Source organism: Streptomyces sp. ActVer (assembly GCF_027270795.1).
Classification (GTDB): domain Bacteria; phylum Actinomycetota; class Actinomycetes; order Streptomycetales; family Streptomycetaceae; genus Streptomyces; species Streptomyces umbrinus_A.
In genome coordinates this window covers 1-16,870 of sequence record NZ_JAPWHT010000215.1, presented here as the reverse complement: position 1 = coordinate 16,870, position 16,870 = coordinate 1, and the positions used below count along the sequence as shown (strand labels likewise).

General features: G+C 71.0%; 17 protein-coding genes. 8 read left to right on the top strand and 9 right to left on the bottom strand.

Going from position 1 to position 16,870, the window contains the following annotated elements; genetic code table 11:
* The first annotated feature begins 59 nt into the window (after positions 1-59).
* A complete protein-coding gene (locus O3Q52_RS30030) occupies positions 60-3,077 on the top strand; it encodes a helix-turn-helix transcriptional regulator (protein WP_269651833.1) in 3,018 nt (1,005 codons plus the stop codon).
* Between the two features lie 79 nt (positions 3,078-3,156).
* Here O3Q52_RS30030 and O3Q52_RS30025 read toward each other — a convergent pair whose 3' ends face one another.
* From O3Q52_RS30025 to O3Q52_RS30010, 4 genes are read right to left on the bottom strand one after another with little or no spacing between them, the layout of a single operon-like run.
* Complete coding sequence (locus O3Q52_RS30025; protein ID WP_269651831.1) at positions 3,157-3,996, bottom strand: ABC transporter ATP-binding protein; 840 nt, start codon at positions 3,994-3,996, stop codon at positions 3,157-3,159.
* Between the two features lie 36 nt (positions 3,997-4,032).
* Entirely contained in the window at positions 4,033-4,815 is a 783-nt protein-coding gene (locus O3Q52_RS30020) for an ABC transporter permease (RefSeq protein ID WP_269651830.1), read from the bottom strand.
* Positions 4,812-5,669, bottom strand: coding sequence for an ABC transporter permease (locus O3Q52_RS30015; RefSeq protein WP_269651829.1), 858 nt, complete (start codon positions 5,667-5,669; stop codon positions 4,812-4,814). The genes O3Q52_RS30020 and O3Q52_RS30015 overlap by 4 nt, the downstream gene beginning before the upstream one ends.
* Positions 5,666-6,643: an ABC transporter substrate-binding protein gene (locus tag O3Q52_RS30010; RefSeq protein WP_269651828.1), complete on the bottom strand. Its 978-nt coding sequence runs from the start codon at positions 6,641-6,643 to the stop codon at positions 5,666-5,668. Before O3Q52_RS30010 ends, O3Q52_RS30015 begins: the two co-directional genes overlap by 4 nt.
* Positions 6,644-6,928: 285 nt before the next feature.
* Here O3Q52_RS30010 and O3Q52_RS30005 point away from each other — a divergent pair, with 285 nt between their 5' ends.
* Together O3Q52_RS30005 and O3Q52_RS30000 are read left to right on the top strand one after the other, a co-directional pair.
* Entirely contained in the window at positions 6,929-7,801 is an 873-nt protein-coding gene (locus O3Q52_RS30005) for a PaaX family transcriptional regulator C-terminal domain-containing protein (protein ID WP_269651836.1), read from the top strand.
* A 196-nt stretch (positions 7,802-7,997) separates the two neighbouring features.
* Entirely contained in the window at positions 7,998-8,351 is a 354-nt protein-coding gene (locus O3Q52_RS30000; RefSeq protein WP_269651827.1) for a hypothetical protein, read from the top strand.
* A gap of 32 nt (positions 8,352-8,383) precedes the next feature.
* Here the strand turns inward: O3Q52_RS30000 and O3Q52_RS29995 are convergent, their stop codons facing one another.
* On the bottom strand, positions 8,384-8,908 hold the full coding sequence (locus O3Q52_RS29995) for a DUF6624 domain-containing protein (RefSeq protein ID WP_269651835.1): 525 nt from the start codon (positions 8,906-8,908) through the stop codon (positions 8,384-8,386).
* Positions 8,909-9,120: 212 nt separating this feature from the next.
* A complete protein-coding gene (locus O3Q52_RS29990; RefSeq protein ID WP_269651826.1) occupies positions 9,121-9,681 on the bottom strand; it encodes an ATP-binding protein in 561 nt (186 codons plus the stop codon).
* A gap of 153 nt (positions 9,682-9,834) precedes the next feature.
* On the opposite strand from O3Q52_RS29990, the gene O3Q52_RS29985 reads away from it, so the two are divergent.
* Positions 9,835-10,659 (top strand): SDR family NAD(P)-dependent oxidoreductase, encoded by an 825-nt coding sequence (locus O3Q52_RS29985; RefSeq protein WP_269651834.1) that lies wholly within the window; start codon positions 9,835-9,837, stop codon positions 10,657-10,659.
* Between the two features lie 35 nt (positions 10,660-10,694).
* On the opposite strand, the gene O3Q52_RS29980 is transcribed toward O3Q52_RS29985, so the two are convergent.
* Positions 10,695-12,116: a hypothetical protein gene (locus O3Q52_RS29980; protein ID WP_269651824.1), complete on the bottom strand. Its 1,422-nt coding sequence runs from the start codon at positions 12,114-12,116 to the stop codon at positions 10,695-10,697.
* Between the two features lie 245 nt (positions 12,117-12,361).
* Here O3Q52_RS29980 and O3Q52_RS29975 point away from each other — a divergent pair, with 245 nt between their 5' ends.
* From O3Q52_RS29975 to O3Q52_RS29960, 4 genes are all read left to right on the top strand, one after another.
* Positions 12,362-13,228, top strand: a complete 867-nt coding sequence (locus O3Q52_RS29975) for a helix-turn-helix transcriptional regulator (RefSeq protein ID WP_269651823.1) — start codon at positions 12,362-12,364, stop codon at positions 13,226-13,228.
* Between the two features lie 3 nt (positions 13,229-13,231).
* Positions 13,232-13,477: a DUF397 domain-containing protein gene (locus tag O3Q52_RS29970; protein ID WP_269651822.1), complete on the top strand. Its 246-nt coding sequence runs from the start codon at positions 13,232-13,234 to the stop codon at positions 13,475-13,477.
* 188 nt (positions 13,478-13,665) lie between these two features.
* On the top strand, positions 13,666-14,187 hold the full coding sequence (locus O3Q52_RS29965; protein WP_269651821.1) for a hypothetical protein: 522 nt from the start codon (positions 13,666-13,668) through the stop codon (positions 14,185-14,187).
* Positions 14,188-14,207: 20 nt separating this feature from the next.
* Complete coding sequence (locus O3Q52_RS29960; protein WP_269651820.1) at positions 14,208-15,017, top strand: SAM-dependent methyltransferase; 810 nt, start codon at positions 14,208-14,210, stop codon at positions 15,015-15,017.
* 57 nt (positions 15,018-15,074) lie between these two features.
* On the opposite strand, the gene O3Q52_RS29955 is transcribed toward O3Q52_RS29960, so the two are convergent.
* Both O3Q52_RS29955 and O3Q52_RS29950 read right to left on the bottom strand, forming a co-directional pair.
* A complete protein-coding gene (locus tag O3Q52_RS29955; RefSeq protein ID WP_269651819.1) occupies positions 15,075-16,472 on the bottom strand; it encodes an FAD-binding oxidoreductase in 1,398 nt (465 codons plus the stop codon).
* Between the two features lie 116 nt (positions 16,473-16,588).
* On the bottom strand, positions 16,589-16,870 hold a 282-nt coding region (locus O3Q52_RS29950), incomplete at its 5' end, for a helix-turn-helix transcriptional regulator (protein WP_269651818.1).

The window sequence follows — 16,870 nt, the reverse complement described above, 5'->3', positions numbered from 1 at the left end:
GAGGGCGGCCCGGGACCACTGTCGGTGGCTGTGTCGGTGGTGCGTGCCAGGATGGATGTGTGCCGACCACCTCTTTCACCACGCCGTTCATCGGCCGCGAGGACGAACTCGCCCGCCTGACCCGGGTCCTGGACCGGGCCCGGGCCGGTGAGGCGCGTGCCGTGCTCGTCGCGGGGGACGCGGGAGTCGGCAAGACCCGGCTGCTCGCCGAGGCCGCGGGGCATGCCACCGAGGCCGGCACGACCGTTGTCACGGGGCACTGCGTGGACCTCGGTGACGTGGGTCTGCCCTATCTGCCGTTCACCGAGATCGTGGGTGTTCTCGCCGACGACGAGCGGTTCTCCGCCGCCCTGGCCTCGCATCCCGTGGTCGACCGGCTGCTCGGCGACGGCGGCGATGGCGCGGGGGACGCGGGCGGACGGCTGCAGTTGTTCGAGGGCATGGCGAGTCTGCTGACCGATCTCGCCGAGACCGCCCCGCTGCTGCTGGTCCTGGAGGACCTGCACTGGGCGGACCAGTCCTCCCGCGACCTGCTGCGCTTCCTGCTCAGCCGGGGGATCCTCCAGTCCCGGGTCCGCTCAAGAGGAGCGGACGCGGTCGCGGGTGGTGCGCCCGGTCAGCGGCTCGCGGTGTTCGCCTCGTACCGCGCCGACGACCTGCACCGCCGACACCCACTGCGTCCCCTGCTCGCCGAGCTCGTCCGGCTGCCCGTCGTCGAGCGGCTCGAACTGCGGCCGATGCCCGACGGCGAGGTGGCACGTCTCGTCCGTGCCCAGCAGGCCGCCCCGCTGCCCGACGCCACCGTCCGCCGTATCGTCGAGCGGGCCGAGGGCAACGCGTTCTACGCGGAGGAGTTGCTCGCCGCCACCTCCGAGACCATGCCAGGGGCGGCGGCCACCGTGCCGAGCGGGCTGGCCGACGTGCTGCTCATCCGCTTCGAGCAACTCGCGGCGACCGCCCAGCAGGTGCTGCGCACGGCAGCCGTCGCGGGGCGCCGCGTCGAGCACGACCTGCTGCGCGACACCGTCCAACTGCCCGAGGAGGAGCTGGAGTCGGCCCTGCGCGAGGCCGTCGGGCGGCAACTCCTCGTCCCCGGTGACGACGACACGTACTCCTTCCGGCACGCCCTGATCCGTGAGGCCGTCTACGCCGACCTGCTGCCGGGTGAACGGGTGCGCCTGCACCGGACGTTCGCCGGAGTGCTGGCCGGACGCGGCCACCGGGCCGAGAGCGCCGCGGAGCGCGCCCACCACTCCCGGGAGAGCCACGACCTGGCCGACGCGCTGGCCGCGTCGCTGGAGGCGGCCGACCACGCGGGCCGCGTCCGGGCTCCCGCCGAGGAACTGCGGCATCTGGAAGCCGCGCTCGACCTGTGGTCGGCGGTGCCACCCGACGCACGGCCCGACGGCTTCGACACGGTCACCCTGACGCTGCGCGCCTCCGCGGCCGCCGCGCACGCCGGTGAGACCCACCGGGCCGTCTCGCTGACGCGGTCCGCGCTCGCGAGGGTCGGTGACGACGAGGACTCCGAGCTGGCCGCCCGCGTCCGCTACACGCTCGCGGGCAACCTCATGCGCATCGACAACCTCGCGGCCGCGTTCACGTACAGCAACGAAGCGCTCGCGATGATCCCCGCCGATCCTCCGTCGCGCACCTGGGTGTGGGCCGCGGCCACGCATGTCATGGCGGCGACGTACATGGGCGAGGACGAGGCCGCCCACCGCGTGGCCCGCAAGGCACTGCGCATCGCCGAGGAACTCGACGTGTCCGACGCGCAGGCCGATCTGCTGATCTCCCTGGTCAGTCTCGAAGGGAGCAGCCGGCGCACCCCCGAGGGGCGGACCCGGCTGCGGGACGCGCGTGAGCTGGCCCGCCGTGCGGGCAACGCCTCCGTCGAGATGCGTGCGCTCTTCAACCTCTCCATCGGCTCGCACGAGTCCGGTGACCTGGACGAATGCCTGACCTGGCTCACCGAGGGGCTGGAGCGCGCGGGCCGCGCCGGGCTCCTCTCGTCTCCGTACCCGGTGGAGATGCGCTATCTGCGCTCCCTGATGCTCTACACCCTGGGCCAGTGGGACGAGTGCCTCCGGGCCGCGGAGACCGAGCTCGACGGGCTGCCGACGGCGGGCAGGTACGCGATCGGGCCCGCCCTGTCCGTGGCCCTGGCACGCGGCGACCAGCATGCCGTCGAGCGGGCCCGGGCCCTGCTCGACGGGCCGTTCGACTGGATGGCCACCCTCGTCGCGGGCCTCCTCCTGACCGACGCCGCGGTGCTGCGACACGACGCGGAGGAGGCCCTCGAACAGTTCCGTACGACGCTTGCCGCTCTCATCGACGACGTCGGCACCACGCCCCATGTGGCCGTACGGCTCGCGGCCCTCGCCCTGACCGCCATCGGGGACGCGGTCGTGGAGTCCCGGCGGACCGGCGACGAGGAGGGGGCCGACCGCTGGACGGAGACCGGGACGGAGCTGGTGGAGCTGGCCCGGATCACGGCGAACAAGGGCGAGGACGATACCCCGCAGGGCCCCGAAGGGCTGGCGTGGCTGGCGCGCGCCGAGGCGGAGTGGGCGCGGGCCTGTGCCCGGCCGGACGGCGGACCGGGCGTCGAACTGAGCGTCGGGGCCTGGGAGAAGGCCGTCGCGGCGTTCGGCTACGGGGACGTCTATGAGCAGGCCCGCTGCCAACTGCGCCTGGCGGAGGCCCTGTTGGTGGCGGAGCGGCGTGACGAGGCGGCCGCGCACGCGCGTACCGCGCGCGACACGGCCGTCCGGCTCGGCGCCGTTCCACTGCTCGACGAGGTCGAGCGGCTGATCCGCCGGGGCCGCCTCGCGGAGATCCCGTCCACGGCCGAGCGGGCACCCGTGCTGACGGCACGCGAGAACGACGTCCTGCTCCTCCTCTCCCGCGGCCGCACCAACCGCCAGATCGGCGAGGAGCTCTTCATCAGCGGGAAGACGGCGAGCGTGCACGTCTCCAACATCCTTGCCAAGCTGGGCGCCGCCAGCCGCACGGAGGCCGTGGCGATCGCCTACCGCGAGGGGTTGGTCGAGCCGGAGCCGTCCGCTTCCGGGTGATCACCGAAGAGGCGTCGGCGCCGGAGAGTGGCCGTCTGCCGCGGGGGCAGCGCCTCTCGCGCCGCCCGCCGACCGGCGCTCAGGACTCGGTCTTCTGGAGGACCGGCTCGATGGCCCGGTCCGCGACCAGCGGGTCCGGGGCCGTGTCCCCGCTGTGGTGCTTGGCCCGTTGGATCTGTTCGTAGACGTGGGCGCGCAGTTCGGCGAAGCGGGGGCTGGAGCGGGTGTGCAACTGGTCGCGCTCGTCGGGGAGGTCGATGGTGAGGTCCTCCTGCACGACGGTCGGGGACTTGGAGAGGATCAGGGTGCGCTGGCCGAGGTAGACCGCCTCGTCGATGTCGTGGGTGACGAACATGACGGTGACGCCGAGTTCGTGCCACAACTTCCGGATGAGGTCCTCCAGTTCGGCGCGGGTCTGCGCGTCGACCGCCGCGAACGGCTCGTCCATGAGCAGCACCTTCGGCTCGTACGCGACGGCGCGGGCGATGGCGACGCGCTGCTGCATACCTCCCGAGAGCTGCCAGGGGTACGCCTCGTGGGCGTCGGAGAGGCCGACCACCTCCAGGGCATGGTCCACCAACTCCCGCTCGCGCGCCTTGCCGAGCTTCTTGCGGCGCAGCGGCAGGGCGACATTGTCGCGCACGTTCATCCAGGCGAACAGCGAGCGGCCGTACTCCTGGAAGACGACCGCCATGCCGGGCGGCGGTCCGGCGACCGGGCGGCCGTCGAGACGAACCTCGCCGCGGGTGGGGGCGAGCAGGCCGGCCATGCACTTCAGCAGGGTGGTCTTGCCGCAGCCCGACGGGCCGACCAGGCACACCAGTTCGCCCTCGGCTATGTGGAAGGTGAGGTTACGCAGCGCCTCGACGTTGCGGTGCCGACCGGTGTAGATCTTCTGCAGGTCCTGTACGTCGAGCATCGACGTCTCCTTTTCAGGGGTGCGTCAGGGGGTGCGTCAAGGATTGCGCTGCGCGCGGCGCAGACCGTGGTACCAGGCCAGGGCCCGGTTCTCGGCGAACCGGAAGAGCAGGGACAGGAGGAAGCCGAGGATGCCGAGCAGCAGGACGCCGCTCCACATCTCGGGGATGGCGAAGGACCGCTGGAACTGCACGATGGTGAAGCCCAGTCCGTTGCTGGCGGCGAACATCTCGCTGATGACCATGAGGATGATCCCGATCGACAGGGCCTGGCGCATGCCCGTGACGATCTGGGGGCTCGCCGCGCGCAGCACGAGATGCCGCAGGCGCGCGACGCCGGTGATGCCGTAGGAGCGGCAGGTGTCGCCGAGCACCTCGTCGACCGCGCGGACGCCTTCGACGGTGTTGAGCAGGATCGGCCACATGCAGCCGCTGACGATGACGAGCACCTTCATGGTGTCGCCGATGCCGGCGAACAGCATGATCACCGGGATGAGCACGGGCGGCGGGATGGCCCGGAAGAGTTCGAGGACCGGTTCCAGGACGTCCCGTACGGCCCGCCGCATACCGACGACCAGGCCGAGCCCCACTCCGACGACCACGGCGAGGAGGTAGCCGGCCGCGAGGCGCAGCAGGCTGGGGACGACGTCCGACAGCAGCCGGTCCGCCGTCCAGACCTTCCCGAAGCTGTCGAGGATGGTGGCCAGGGGCGGGAAGTAGAAGTCGGCGCTGCCGGCGGTGGCGAACCACCACACGGCGAAGAGGACGGCGGGCAGGCCCAGTACCAGCAGCCCGCGTCGCAGGACGGAGAGGGCGGTCATGCGATCGCCTCCCTGCGCACGGACTGGTGCCAGTGCAGTACCCGTCGTTCGACCGCCCGTGCCGCCAGGTTGACGGCGACGCCGAGCAGGCCGGTGACCAGGACGAGGGCGTAGACCTCAGGTACGGCTCCGGACACCTGCGCGACGGCGATCTCGTGGCCGAGACCGGGGGCCCCGATGACGAGTTCGGCGGTGATGGTGAGGATGAGCGCCACGGTGGCGGCCAGCCGTACCCCCGTCATCACGTACGGCAGCGCGGTCGGCCACAGGACGTGGCGGACCCGGCCCCAGGTGCCGAACCGATAGCTGCGGGCGGTGTCCTCGGCGACCGGGTCGACGTCCTGCATACCGGCCAGGACCTGGACGATCACCTGCCAGAAGGAGGCGTACACCACGAGCAGCAGCTTCGACCTGAGGTCGGTGCCGTAGAGCAGGACCGCGACGGGGATCAGGGCCACGGACGGGATGGGGCGCAGGAACTCGATGGTGGAGGCGGTCACCGCGCGCAGTACGGGCACGGAGCCGATGACCACTCCGGCTGTGACGCCCGCCACGACGGCGACGGCCAGCCCCAGGCCCCATCCGGTCAGGGTGTCGCCGAGCGCGGTCCAGAACGTCGGCTCGGCGAGCAGGGTCCCCAGGGTGCGGACGGTTTCCGAGGCGGGCGGCAGGTAGTCGGCCGACACCAGACCGGTGTGCGGCAGCACTTCGAGCACCGCGACCAGTCCGGCGAGACCGGCGAGGCCGCGCAGAACCGCGACCGGAAGCGGACCGCGCCGCGCGGGTGCCCCGCCGGGACCGGAGTCGGTCCCGGCGGGCTCCGCGAGTACGGGGGTGAGACCGGGGCTGGTCATGAGAACAGCGCGTTCAGGTCGGGCTTCTTGTCGCCGAAGATGCCGTCCTCCTCGCCGAGGGCGGCCAGCTTCTCCAGGGAGGCCATGTCGACCTCGGCCGGCCAGCTGGGCAGGATGAGCTTGTCGAGCACGTCGCCACTGATCTTGGTGTAGGTGGTGAGGATCTGGCGCGCCTCGTCCGGGTGTTCGGAGGCGTAGGTCAGTGATTCGGCCATCGCCTCGCTGAACTTCTTCACGAGATCCGGGTTCTCCTGCATCACCTTGGCCGAGGTGAAGTACGTGGCCACGGTGAGCTTCGGGTCGGTCTCGGCGAAGGGCGAGGCGATGACCCGGGCGCCCTGTCCCTTGGCGATCGTTGTCGCGGGCTCGCCCATCCAGGCCGCGTCCACCTGCCCGCCGTCCAGGGCAGCGGGCATCTGGTCGAACGGTATCTCGACGAACTTGACTTTGGACGGGTCGCCGCCGGCCTTGCGGACCGACTCGCGGACCGTCGTGTCCCCGATGTTCTGCAGGGTGTTGACCGCCACCGTCTTTCCGGCGAGGTCCTTGGCCGACTTGATCGAGCTGTCCTTCTTGACCGCGACGCCGGTGACGTCGGCGCCGATCTTGCCGTTGGAGGCCGCTCCGTTGACCACCGACTTGACCGGTACACCCTTGGTCTGGGCGAGCATCAGCGAGGTGGTGTTGCTGAAGCCGAACTGGAACTGGCCGCTCACCACACCCGGGATGATCGCCGCGCCGCCCTGGGCGCTCTCCATCTTCAGCTTGATGCCCCGGCTGCTGAAGAAGCCCTTCTTGTCGCCCAGATAGAGCGGTGCCACATCGACGATCGGGATGATGCCGACCTTGACCTCCGTGGTCTTGCCTCCGCCGGAGGGCGCCGAAGCGCCGCTCGAAGAGGACGAGGACCCGCATCCGGCCGCGCCTGCGACCGTGACCACGGCTATGGCTAGCCCGAGAATGCGCCTTTGCATGGGCTCCTCCTGACGGAAACACCTGTGGTGGCGTGCACACCCCGCCCGGACCGGAGAGGTCAAGCGGGTCGACCGGAGAACCGCGGACTTCCGACGACGAGGCAGCGGAGCGGGGAGTAGCTACCGCTGCCTCGCCGAGACCCGTCGGCCCTTCGACCCGTGGACCCGTGGACCGATCCAGACGTTGTGCACTTTCTTGACGGCCGCAATCTACACACCTATGTTCGCTCTGTCAGCACCCCGGACAAGGGAGGTTGCAAGGTGAGCGGCCGTACCCTTTCCGACGTGCACGACGAGACTCCACAGGCGGCCACGGACTTCCCCGACGGACCGCAGCTGCGCCCCCAGTCGCTGATGTTCGCCTTCTTCGGCGGCCATGTTCTGGAGGAGGGGCCGCTGTGCGTGTACTCAGGCAGCGTCATCGAGGTGCTGGCGCGTGCCGGGGTCGGGGAGCAGGCGGTGCGGTCCACGCTGACCCGGATGGTCAACCGCGGTCTGCTGCAACGTCAGCGGGAGGGCCGCCGGATGTACTTCGGCCTGACCCCGGAGGCGACGGAGATCCTGTGGAACGGCAAGAAGCGGCTCTGGGACACCGGCGCCGTCAACGACGACTGGGACGGCACCTGGACGCTGCTCGGGTTCTCGCTGCCCGAGTCCTGGCAGCGCCAGCGGCACGATCTGCGCTCCCGGCTGACCTGGTCGGGCTTCGGCCCCCTCTACAGCGGGCTGTGGATCGCGCCCGGCGACTTCGACGTGTCCGCGCTGGTCTCCGAGCTCGGGCTCGCGGCCCACGTCAAGATCTTCCATGCCACGGCCGACGACGCCACCGACATCGGTCTGATGATCCGTGACACCTGGGACCTGGACGGCGTCGGCGCCCGGTACGCCGACTTCGACAAGCGCTGGACAGACTGGCTCGGCTCCGGCTCCGGCTCCGGCTCCGGCTCCGGAGACCCTCTCGGGACCCGGTTGCGCCTGACCAGCGAGTGGCTCCGGATCATCCGCACGGACCCGCGGCTGCCCGCCCGGCACCTGCCCGCCGACTGGCCGGCCCGGTCGGCCCACGACACCTTCCACCGCATCGCGGAACAGACCGAGGGCCCCGCCCGCCGGATGGCCGCCCGCCTCATGGAGACCACCCCGCTGCGACCGTCCTGACCCGGCGGGAAGCCGACAGGGAGACGAGCGGGAAACCGGCGGCGGCCCGCGACACCCGGGCGGTGCGGCTGCGAGGTCCCGTGGATGGCGGTGTCATGGAGACATGCCCACGCAGGGCCGAGCCGCCGTTTGTGGACCGGAGGACCGGTTACACGGACGGGACGGCGCGCATCCGCACAAGAAAAGGTGGCTGGTCATGACGCCTGGCACGCATCTCGCTCTGACGCTCACACTCAGCGGCGGCACGGCCGCCGACGCACGGACGGTCGTCCACACCCTCGAATCCGCCTTCGGAACGGCGGAAGACATGCCCGGGGACGGGAGCGCCACTGTCTACACGGCCGCGTTCGACAACGACGTGCCGGTCGGTTCCGGTGTGACACCGCCGACCGCGCCGCCGCTCTCCGCGCCCGTGACCGTCACCCTCCAGGGCAGCCCCGAGGCGGTACGGCGGGCCGACGAAACCCTCACCTCCGTCTTCACCGTGCACGAGGAGGGCATGGTCTCCGGCGACCAGGAGCAGGAATGGCAGCTGCGGCTGGAGCCGTAGAGCCGCCTTCGACTCCGCGCCGAACCGATGCCTCAGACGCCGAGGCGCAGCGCCCGCATCTGCTCGTCGAGCGGGCACAGCCCGACGTCCTCGCGGCGCTCGTCGAGGGTCCGGGGCTGACGGACCGGATACGGACGGAAGGTCGCGGGGTCCACACGGGTGCCGTAGAACTGCGGCTGGCCGAGTTCGACGGCGCAGTGGTCGGCGATGTACGCGTGGTGCGGCGCGGGACAGCGTCCGTCCGCCGTGGCCTGGGCGATCAGGTCGCGGCAGGTGAGCTGGAAGTCGAGATCGGGAGCGTGCAGGAGGATCATCAGCGCCGCCGTCGAGGCGGGCGCGCCGACCAGGTCGGCGGTCGGCCAGGCGTGACGCTTGACGATGGTCTTCAGCGCTTCGGCGTTGCCCCTGCGGCACTCGGTGATACGGCGGCGCGCGACCTGCGTGGGACTGCGGTGTGCCGCCCGCGTGACTCTCTGGTCCTCGTCGGCCCTGCGGACCAGTTCGTGGGCGAGGGCGGCCGCGAGCGCCGGCACCACGACCGGACGCACTTCCCGCACCTCGTCGTGTTTCTCGTCGTGGCTGCGCCCCGCGCCGTCCTCCCCCGTCGCGTCATGCACTCGCCCCGCGTGCCCGTCCCGGCACGGGTGCCCCGGCTCACCCGGGGCACCCGCCGGCTCCGTGGGCCCGTCGCGACCCGGAAGGGGGGCGACCCCCGTACGCCCCTCCCGTGCCGTGTCGTGCGCGACGTGGCCCGGCATGCCGGAACCGCTCATGACGCCCCCTGGATTCCCAATGAGAACCACACCCGCTTCCCCGTCTCGCCGGGGTCGGGCGGTGCGATGCCCCAGTCGTCGACCAGCGCGGCCACGATGGCGAGCCCGCGTCCGGACTCGTCGGCGTCGTCCGCCGTGCAGTGGCGCGGCAGGTCGGGCGAGTGGTCGGCGACCGTCACCCGCGCTTCGGGGCCGGTGCACTCGACGCTGACGGTGACCATGTCACCGGCGTCGGGGCTGCCGTGCCTGACGGCGTTGGCGAACAGTTCGTCGGTGGCCAGGACCGCGTTGTCGAGCCGCTCGGCCGACAACCGCAGGTACGACAACTGCTCGGCGACCATGCGCCGTACGCCTAAGGCGCGCGAGGGCTGCGCGGGGACCACGATGCGAAGGACACGAGCCGCGCTCACGGAGACGGGCTCGGCCGGAGCCGCGGACGCGACCGGGGTGGTCTGGGCTCTCTCGCCGGCCCAGGGCCGACCGGTGGGCGAGTCACGGTCCGCGCCGCGCGTCAGCGAGGGTGACGGCCGACGGCGGTGCGCCCTGGATGCCGTCATCGTGCCTCCTTCATCTGCAGCACGGGTGGGGGACGGTCTCGGTGGCTGCTCGTGCAGCCAACCGGCCGGAGCAGCGGCGGACCAGGGGGTACGGGGGTTGTCCGGTTGCAGGCGCGTAGTGGCGTGGCATGTATGTTCGAAAGCGTGAGCGACGTGAGCGAAGGCCAGGCCATCGACAGCGGGCAGGGTGCCCGCGGCTGGTCCGGCGTGAGCGGCAAGCGCGTGCTCGTCACCGGCGGTACACGAGGGCTGGGCGAGCAGATCGTGCGGCTGCTGGCCGCCGAGGGCGCCCGGGTGGCGACGTGTGCCCGTACCGCACGGGACTTGGAGACGCTGAGAAGCACGGTCGACGCCGCGGCGCCCGACGGGTTGTTCACCCGAGCCCTCGATGTCACCGAACCGAAGCGGCTGGAGGCGTTCGTCACGGCCTCGGCCGATCGTTTCGGGGGCCTGGACGGTGTGGTGGCCTGTGTGGGCGGTTCCCGCGGGCGCGGCCTCGAACAGACGGACGCCGGGGACTGGGCCGCGACCTGGGAGCTGAACGTCGGACACACCGCGCGGCTGGTACGGGCCGCCGTCCCTTATCTGCGTACGGCGGGCGGTGGCTCGGTCGTCGTCATCTCGTCGATATCCGGCTGGAAGCCGGGACCCGACGCACAGTACGGAACCGCGAAGTCCGCGCAGATCCATCTGGCCGCCTCGCTCGCCCGCGAACTCGGCCCGGACGGGATCCGGGTGAACGCCGTCTCGCCGGGGTCGATGCTCATCCCCGGCCGGCGCTGGGACCGGATGCGGAGGGACGAACCCGAGGCCTTCGCCGCGTTCGCGGCGGCCGAGCTGCCGGGCGGAGAGCCGGTCGCGCCGCACGAGGTCGCGCGCGTGGTGGCGTTCCTGCTGTCGGACTGGTCGAGCGGGATCTCCGGGGCCAACCTGCCCGTCGACCGCGCCCAGAACGCGCCCTCCCCCGACGGTTACTAAGTCGTCGAGAGGGCCGATCGAGCTACGGCCGGCCGTCATGCCACCGCCCCCAGCACCGGTCGGGACCTTCGCTCGAACTCCTGGACCAGCGGCTCGTGGCGGCGGGGCTCCAGCCTCTTACGGAAGTCGCGCAGGGCCTGGATGGACCGCTCGCTGTGCACCGTACTGAGCGTGTCCAGCGCCTTGGTCGCCGTACCGATCGCCTCGTCGAGGCGGTTCTGCTGGAGGTGTGCGGTCGCCAGTACGGAACGGCTGATGGCCTGGCGCCTGCGCCGGTCGGCGTTGGCGTCGACCGACTCACCGGCCGTGCGCTCCGCCTGCGCGGCCAGGCCGAGGTCGCGGAAGCACAGGGCGGATTCGGCCTGCAGGTAGTGGTGGTCGAGGAAACGCACCCACACGGACTCCTGCGCGGCTCCCCGGCTCGCGTCCAGTTGCTGTTCCGCGAGCCTCAGCGCCTCGGACGTCTCACCGGAGCGGCCCCGCGCCGCGTGTCCGCGCGCCGACATGGCGTACAGGCGCATCAGGCCGAGCGGGCTGCCCGAGTCCTTCGCGGTCGCGATGCCGGCCCTCGCCAGCGCCACGCCCTCGTCCGGGCGGCCGAGGTTGGTGGCGAGGTGGGAGAGACCGGCCAGGATCTGCCCGCCCAGGACGCGGTCGCGGCCCTCGGCACAGAGCCGCAGCGCCTGGGTCATGTAGCGCTGCGCGAGCCCGTACTCCCCCGCGTCGTACGAGCTCCAGCCGGCCATCGCGGCGAGGCGGGCGGCCGCCGCGTACAGCAGGCGCTGCTGGTGCGGGGGTGTGCCGCGGCGCTGGAGCATGGGCACGACCTCGGTGCACAGGTAGTGCACGATGCTGGTGCGCACTCCCCCGCCGCCGAAGTGGTTGTCCATCTGGTCGAACATGCTGATCATGGCGTGGACCTGCTCGACGGGCCCGCCGTCGGTGACCGGTGCGAGCCGCGCGACGTCGTGATTCCCGGCGTGCTCCACCAGCCAGAGCAGCCAATCGCGCTGAGGGTTCGACAGGGCGCCTGCGACGAAGGGGACCGCGCCGAGGAGGCTACGGCGGGAGATGTCGGTGGAACCCAGTTCGGCCAAGGTGTGCAAGGTGTCTGCCAGGTCTTCGCGGTACACGAGTGCCCTGCCGACGACCGGGCGTTGCTGGTCGGGCAGAAAGCCGAGGTCCGTCGGCGAGACGGCGTGGCCGAGTCGCCCGGACAGGACGGCGGCGATCAACTCCGGTGTGTTGCCCCGGGGTTGCTGGCCGTTGAGCCAGCGGGTGACCGACGCCTTGTCGTAGTTCGAGTCCGCGCCCTGTCTGCGCCCCAGTTCGTTGACCCGCAGGGCGAGCGAGGCATACGAGCAGCCGGCGTCTCTGAGGGCGGCCGCCAGCGCCTTGTTGGCCCCGGCGGGACCCTTGCCCGGGCTCCTCGATTGTCCGTCGGTCACGGTGGCCATCCAGGTGTCGCATCGCGGTGCTGCGGTCTGCCCTCCCTGCCGGGGCGTCAAGTCCGGGAAGGCGATGCGCTGTTGTGCGCCGTCGCCGCCGGACTGTGCGGCAGGTCACTCGATCACTATGATGGCCGACATACACAACCCGCAACAAGCGTTCTGATAATTTCAGAACGATCCTCATCGCTCTGTCTGTGTCAGCGACCTCGTGGCACACTGCACGCTGTGACGGCCGTTCCGGGAGGTAGGACGTGAGCGACAACCGCTCGGGCGGCAGTGCACCGACCGTTCTGCGGATGGTTCTCGGCAAGCGGCTCCGGCACCTGCGGGAACAGGCCGGAGTCTCCTTCGAGGACGCCGCGCGGGCCATCGAGGTCACTCCTCTGACGGTCCGCCGGATAGAAAAGGCCGAGGTCGGCCTCCGTATCCCCTACGTGAGGGAGTTGCTGCACACCTACGGAGTCCCGGAGTCCGAGGTCGAGGACTTCCTCTCCATGGCCAGGGAGGCCAACCAGCCCGGCTGGTGGTACTCGTACCGCGACGTGCTGCCCGACTGGTTCAGCGCCTACGTGAGCCTGGAGAGCGAAGCCAGCGTCATCCGTCTCTACGAACCCCACTACGTCCCGGGCCTGTTGCAGACGCACGACTACGCGGCCGCGCTCATGCACATCGGCTTTCCCAACGAGACGAAGGAGGACATCGACCGCCGTGTCGCCCTGCGCCTCAAGCGCCAGGACCTGCTCACGAAATCCGAGGCACCGGCCGTATGGGCCGTCCTGGACGAGACGGTGCTGCGCCGACCGGTGGGCGGGGCCGAGGTGATGCGGGCCCAGATCGACCGGCTGAACGAGGCCCTGGACATGCCGAAGGTCCGGATCCAGATACTCCGCTACTCCGTGGGAGCCCATCCGGGCGCGTTCGGCCCCTTCCACCACTTCCGCTTCGGTTTCTCCGAACTCCCCGATGTCGTCTACACCGAGAGCCTCGTCGGCTCGGTCTATGTCGACCAGCCGGCCGACGTCGTGACGTACCTCGAAGTAATGGACCGGATGTCCGTGCAGGCGGAGCCGGTCGCTCGGACCAGGGCCATCCTGGCTGAACTGCGTAAGGAGTTGTGAGCCATGACTTCCATGGACCCCATCCACAGCGGAATGCCCGCCATCGATCTGGGAACCGAGGGCTGGCACAAGCCCTGGAGCGGCACCAACGGCGGCAGCTGTGTCGAGGCCAAGCGACTGCCCGACGGCAGCGTCGCGTTCCGCCAGTCCAAGGACCCGGACGGGCCCGCGCTGATCTACACCCGGGAAGAGATGATCTCGTTCCTGGAGGGCGCGAAGTCCGGCCAGGCCGACTTCCTCGTCGCCTGACGCTCCGCTGAACTCCCGCGTCGCGAGCCCGCGCTCCGACGCCCTCGCCCGCCCGGTCGGGGCGGCACCACTACGCCCGCACAACCATCCACCACTACAGCCGCACAACCGGACAACCCGCACGCGCACTCCCGCCGTGCGGGTCGCCCGGCCACACTGGGAGAGCCGGTCGTCCTGGAGGGAGTGGTATGCGCACGCTCCATGAGGCCGTCGACCGGTGCCGGACACTGGTCGTCGAGGGCCCCGACGGCATCGCCAGAAGCGGGCTGCTCGCCGAACTGGTCCGCAACGGATTCACGATCAGACGCTCGCGGGATCAGCTGCACCACGTGGACCCGACCCGTCCGTACCGCGAACTCCTCGCCGCCCCCGGCCGCCTGGCGGTCGACGGCGGCATCGTCCACGAACTCGTCTACGGGCCGCTGCGCCGCGGACACTCCCGGGTGACCTGGATCCAGGCGCTCGACTTCGCCGAGTCCGTGGCCGAGCGCGACGGCGCCCTTTTCCATCTGACGGACTCCGGACGCCGCCCGGACACCGAGGTGGCCGACGCCTACCGCCGGGTGTTCCGCACCCTCTCCCAGCACGTCCCGGTCGTCACTCTGGACATCGGCGGCCCCGGCCCTCCCATCCGTGCGCCATCCGCTCCCGATCTTCAACTGGGGCGATGCAAAGGGCAGTTGACGGTAGGTTGGAAACAGACCGCGTGACGCACGGCAGGAGATCTCGCATGGCAGACGGCCAGTCCACTCCCGACCAGGACGCTTTGTCCAAGATCGACACCACGGTGCCGCATTCGGCCCGCATCTGGAACTACTGGATGGGCGGCAAGGACAACTACGAGGTCGACCGGGAGGCGGGCGACGCCTACCGCGAGATCGCCCCGAACATCGAGACGATGGCCCGCGCCTCCCGCGGCTATCTGATCCGTACCGTGACGTTCGTCGCCGGTGAGCTGGGCATCCGCCAGTTCCTGGACATCGGCACGGGCCTGCCCACGTACGACAACACCCACCAGGTCGCCCAGCGCGTGGCGCCCGAGTCGCGGATCGTCTACGTGGACAACGACCCGCTGGTGCTGCGGCACGCCCAGGCGCTGCTCACCAGCACCCCCGAGGGCGTCACCGACTACATCGACGCGGACCTGCACGAGCCCGAGAAGATCATCGAGGCCGCGGGCAAGATCCTCGACTTCAGCAAGCCCGTCGCGCTGATGCTCATGGGCATCCTGGGCCACATCCAGGACTACGAAGAGGCCCAGTCGATCGTCCGCCGTCTCCAGGCCGCCCTGCCGTCGGGCAGTTACTTCGTGCACTACGACAGCACCGACACGGACGCCGAACTCAAGCGGGCCCAGGAGGGTTACGACGACACGGGCGCCGTCCCGTACGTGCTGCGCAGCCCTCGGGAGATCTCCGTCTACTACGACGGTCTGGAACTGCTGGAGCCCGGCATCGTCTCCTGCCCGCTGTGGCGCCCCGAGCCGGGCACCACTCCGGAGGCCACGGATGTGTACGGGGGCGTCGCGCGCAAGTCCTGAGCCCGCTGGGCCCTGGCGCCCCCCGTTGGCGCCAGGGCCGATCCCGGATCCGGCCGGTCAGGTCCGCGCGGCCGGCTCGATGTTCTGGTTGAGCCGGAACAGGTTGCCCGGGTCGTACTCGGCCTTGATCCGGGCCAGCCGGGCGTAGTTGTCGCGGTAGCTGGCCCGTACGCGCTCCTGGCCCTCGTCCATCATCATGTTCACGTAGGCTCCGCCCGCCGAGTACGGGTGGAGGGCCTCGAAGTAGTCGACGGTCCACCGCTTGATGTCGTCGGCGTTGGCCGGGTCGGGGTCCACACCCGCGAAGACGGACGCCCAGCGTGCGTCGCGGTAGCTCCAGGCCGTGTCCGTCGGGGCGTGGTCGTGGACGGCGCCGTCGATCGGGTACAGGTGCATGGTCGACTTCATGGTGGGCAGTTCGGCGCCGAACTTGGCGTGCAGGTCGATCGCCTCGGCGGGGATCTCGTTGACGAAGTCGGCGCGCCAGTACCACTGGTCACCGGGCGGATAGAGGCCGTCGAAGGCGCCCTGGATCATGGGGTGCGGCATCGGCGCGGGGCCGTGCAGCATCGGTTCCGGCAAAGCGTCGAGCAGAGGCGCCATCGCGCGGGCCGCCGCGTCCGTGTCCTCTCCGGCGTAGCACCACACGACACCGCAGGCCTTGCGTCCGTGGAGTTCCTCGGGGAACGGCGGGGCGGGCGGGACGGCGCCGATCAGGAAGAAACCGTTGAGTTCGCGGGGCGCGTGCGGGATGAAGTCGCGGTAGGCGGCGAGTACTTCGGCGCACTGTTCGACGGGCCAGAACGTGGGACCCGCGACGACCGTTCCCACCTCGTGCAGCCGGAACAGGAACGAGGTGACGACGCCGAAGTTGCCGCCTCCGCCGCGGATCGCCCAGAACAGGTCCGGGTTCTCGTCGGCGCTCGCGCGCACGTGCCGGCCGTCGGCCAGGACGAGCTCGGCCTCCAGGAGGTTGTCGATGGCCAGCCCGCACTTGCGGGTGAGATGACCGAGGCCGCCGCCCAGCGTGAGGCCCCCGACGCCGGTCGTGGAGATGATGCCGCTCGGGGTGGCCAGACCGTGCGCGTTGGTTGCCTGGTCCACTTCGCCCCAGACGCAGCCGCCGCCGACGCGGACCGTCCTGGCCTCCGGGTCGACCTCGATGTCCTTGAGCGGGGACAGGTCGACGACCACGCCACCGTCACAGGTCCCGAGTCCCGCCCCGTGGTGCCCGCCGCCGCGTACGGCGAGCGGCAGCTCGTGGGCGCGGGCGAAGCCGACGGCGTGCGTGACGTCCTCGGCGCTCGTACAGCGCGCCACCAGGGCGGGGCTGCGCTCGATCATCGCGTTGTAGACGGGCCGGGCCTCCTCGTAGCCGGAGTCGTCCGGCCCGATCAACTGGCCCTTGAACTGGGTGAGTTCCTGCCGGGCCGCTTGTGCTGGTGTGACGGACATGTGCATCCCCCGATCCGGGACCCGGCTTCCGGGCCCCCTTCCATGGGCCTGTTTCTAGTCCCGTCCCCCGTGCGCAGATATCCGTGCCGGTCACTCACCTCGGCGTCGGCGGCTACCTAGGTCTCGCGTCCGGGCACCAGTCCCAGCTCCGTGGCGCGGGCCGCGGCCTGCCGACGGGTCCGGGCACCGAGCTTGTCCAGTACGGCGGACACGTGGTTGTCGACCGTACGGACCGACACCACGAGCCGCTCGGCGATCTCGGGGTTCGTCAGTCCCTGGGCCAGCAGCCGCATCACCTGGAGCTGGCGCTCGGTGAGGCCCGCGGGGCTGTCGCGGGTCGCGGCGAGCGGGCCGCGCGGGATGTGGCGCACGCCGAGCTGCCGCAGTTCGCCGCGGAC

Coding starts and splice junctions, on each gene's coding strand:
- O3Q52_RS29970 (WP_269651822.1), top strand. CDS start 13,232: ATGACTTCCATGGACCCCATCCACAGCGGAATGCCCGCCATCGATCTG.
- O3Q52_RS29955 (WP_269651819.1), bottom strand. CDS start 16,472: ATGTCCGTCACACCAGCACAAGCGGCCCGGCAGGAACTCACCCAGTTC.
- O3Q52_RS29965 (WP_269651821.1), top strand. CDS start 13,666: ATGCGCACGCTCCATGAGGCCGTCGACCGGTGCCGGACACTGGTCGTC.
- O3Q52_RS29960 (WP_269651820.1), top strand. CDS start 14,208: ATGGCAGACGGCCAGTCCACTCCCGACCAGGACGCTTTGTCCAAGATC.
- O3Q52_RS30015 (WP_269651829.1), bottom strand. CDS start 5,669: ATGACCAGCCCCGGTCTCACCCCCGTACTCGCGGAGCCCGCCGGGACC.
- O3Q52_RS30000 (WP_269651827.1), top strand. CDS start 7,998: ATGACGCCTGGCACGCATCTCGCTCTGACGCTCACACTCAGCGGCGGC.
- O3Q52_RS29980 (WP_269651824.1), bottom strand. CDS start 12,116: ATGGCCACCGTGACCGACGGACAATCGAGGAGCCCGGGCAAGGGTCCC.
- O3Q52_RS30020 (WP_269651830.1), bottom strand. CDS start 4,815: ATGACCGCCCTCTCCGTCCTGCGACGCGGGCTGCTGGTACTGGGCCTG.
- O3Q52_RS30025 (WP_269651831.1), bottom strand. CDS start 3,996: ATGCTCGACGTACAGGACCTGCAGAAGATCTACACCGGTCGGCACCGC.
- O3Q52_RS29990 (WP_269651826.1), bottom strand. CDS start 9,681: ATGACGGCATCCAGGGCGCACCGCCGTCGGCCGTCACCCTCGCTGACG.
- O3Q52_RS30010 (WP_269651828.1), bottom strand. CDS start 6,643: ATGCAAAGGCGCATTCTCGGGCTAGCCATAGCCGTGGTCACGGTCGCA.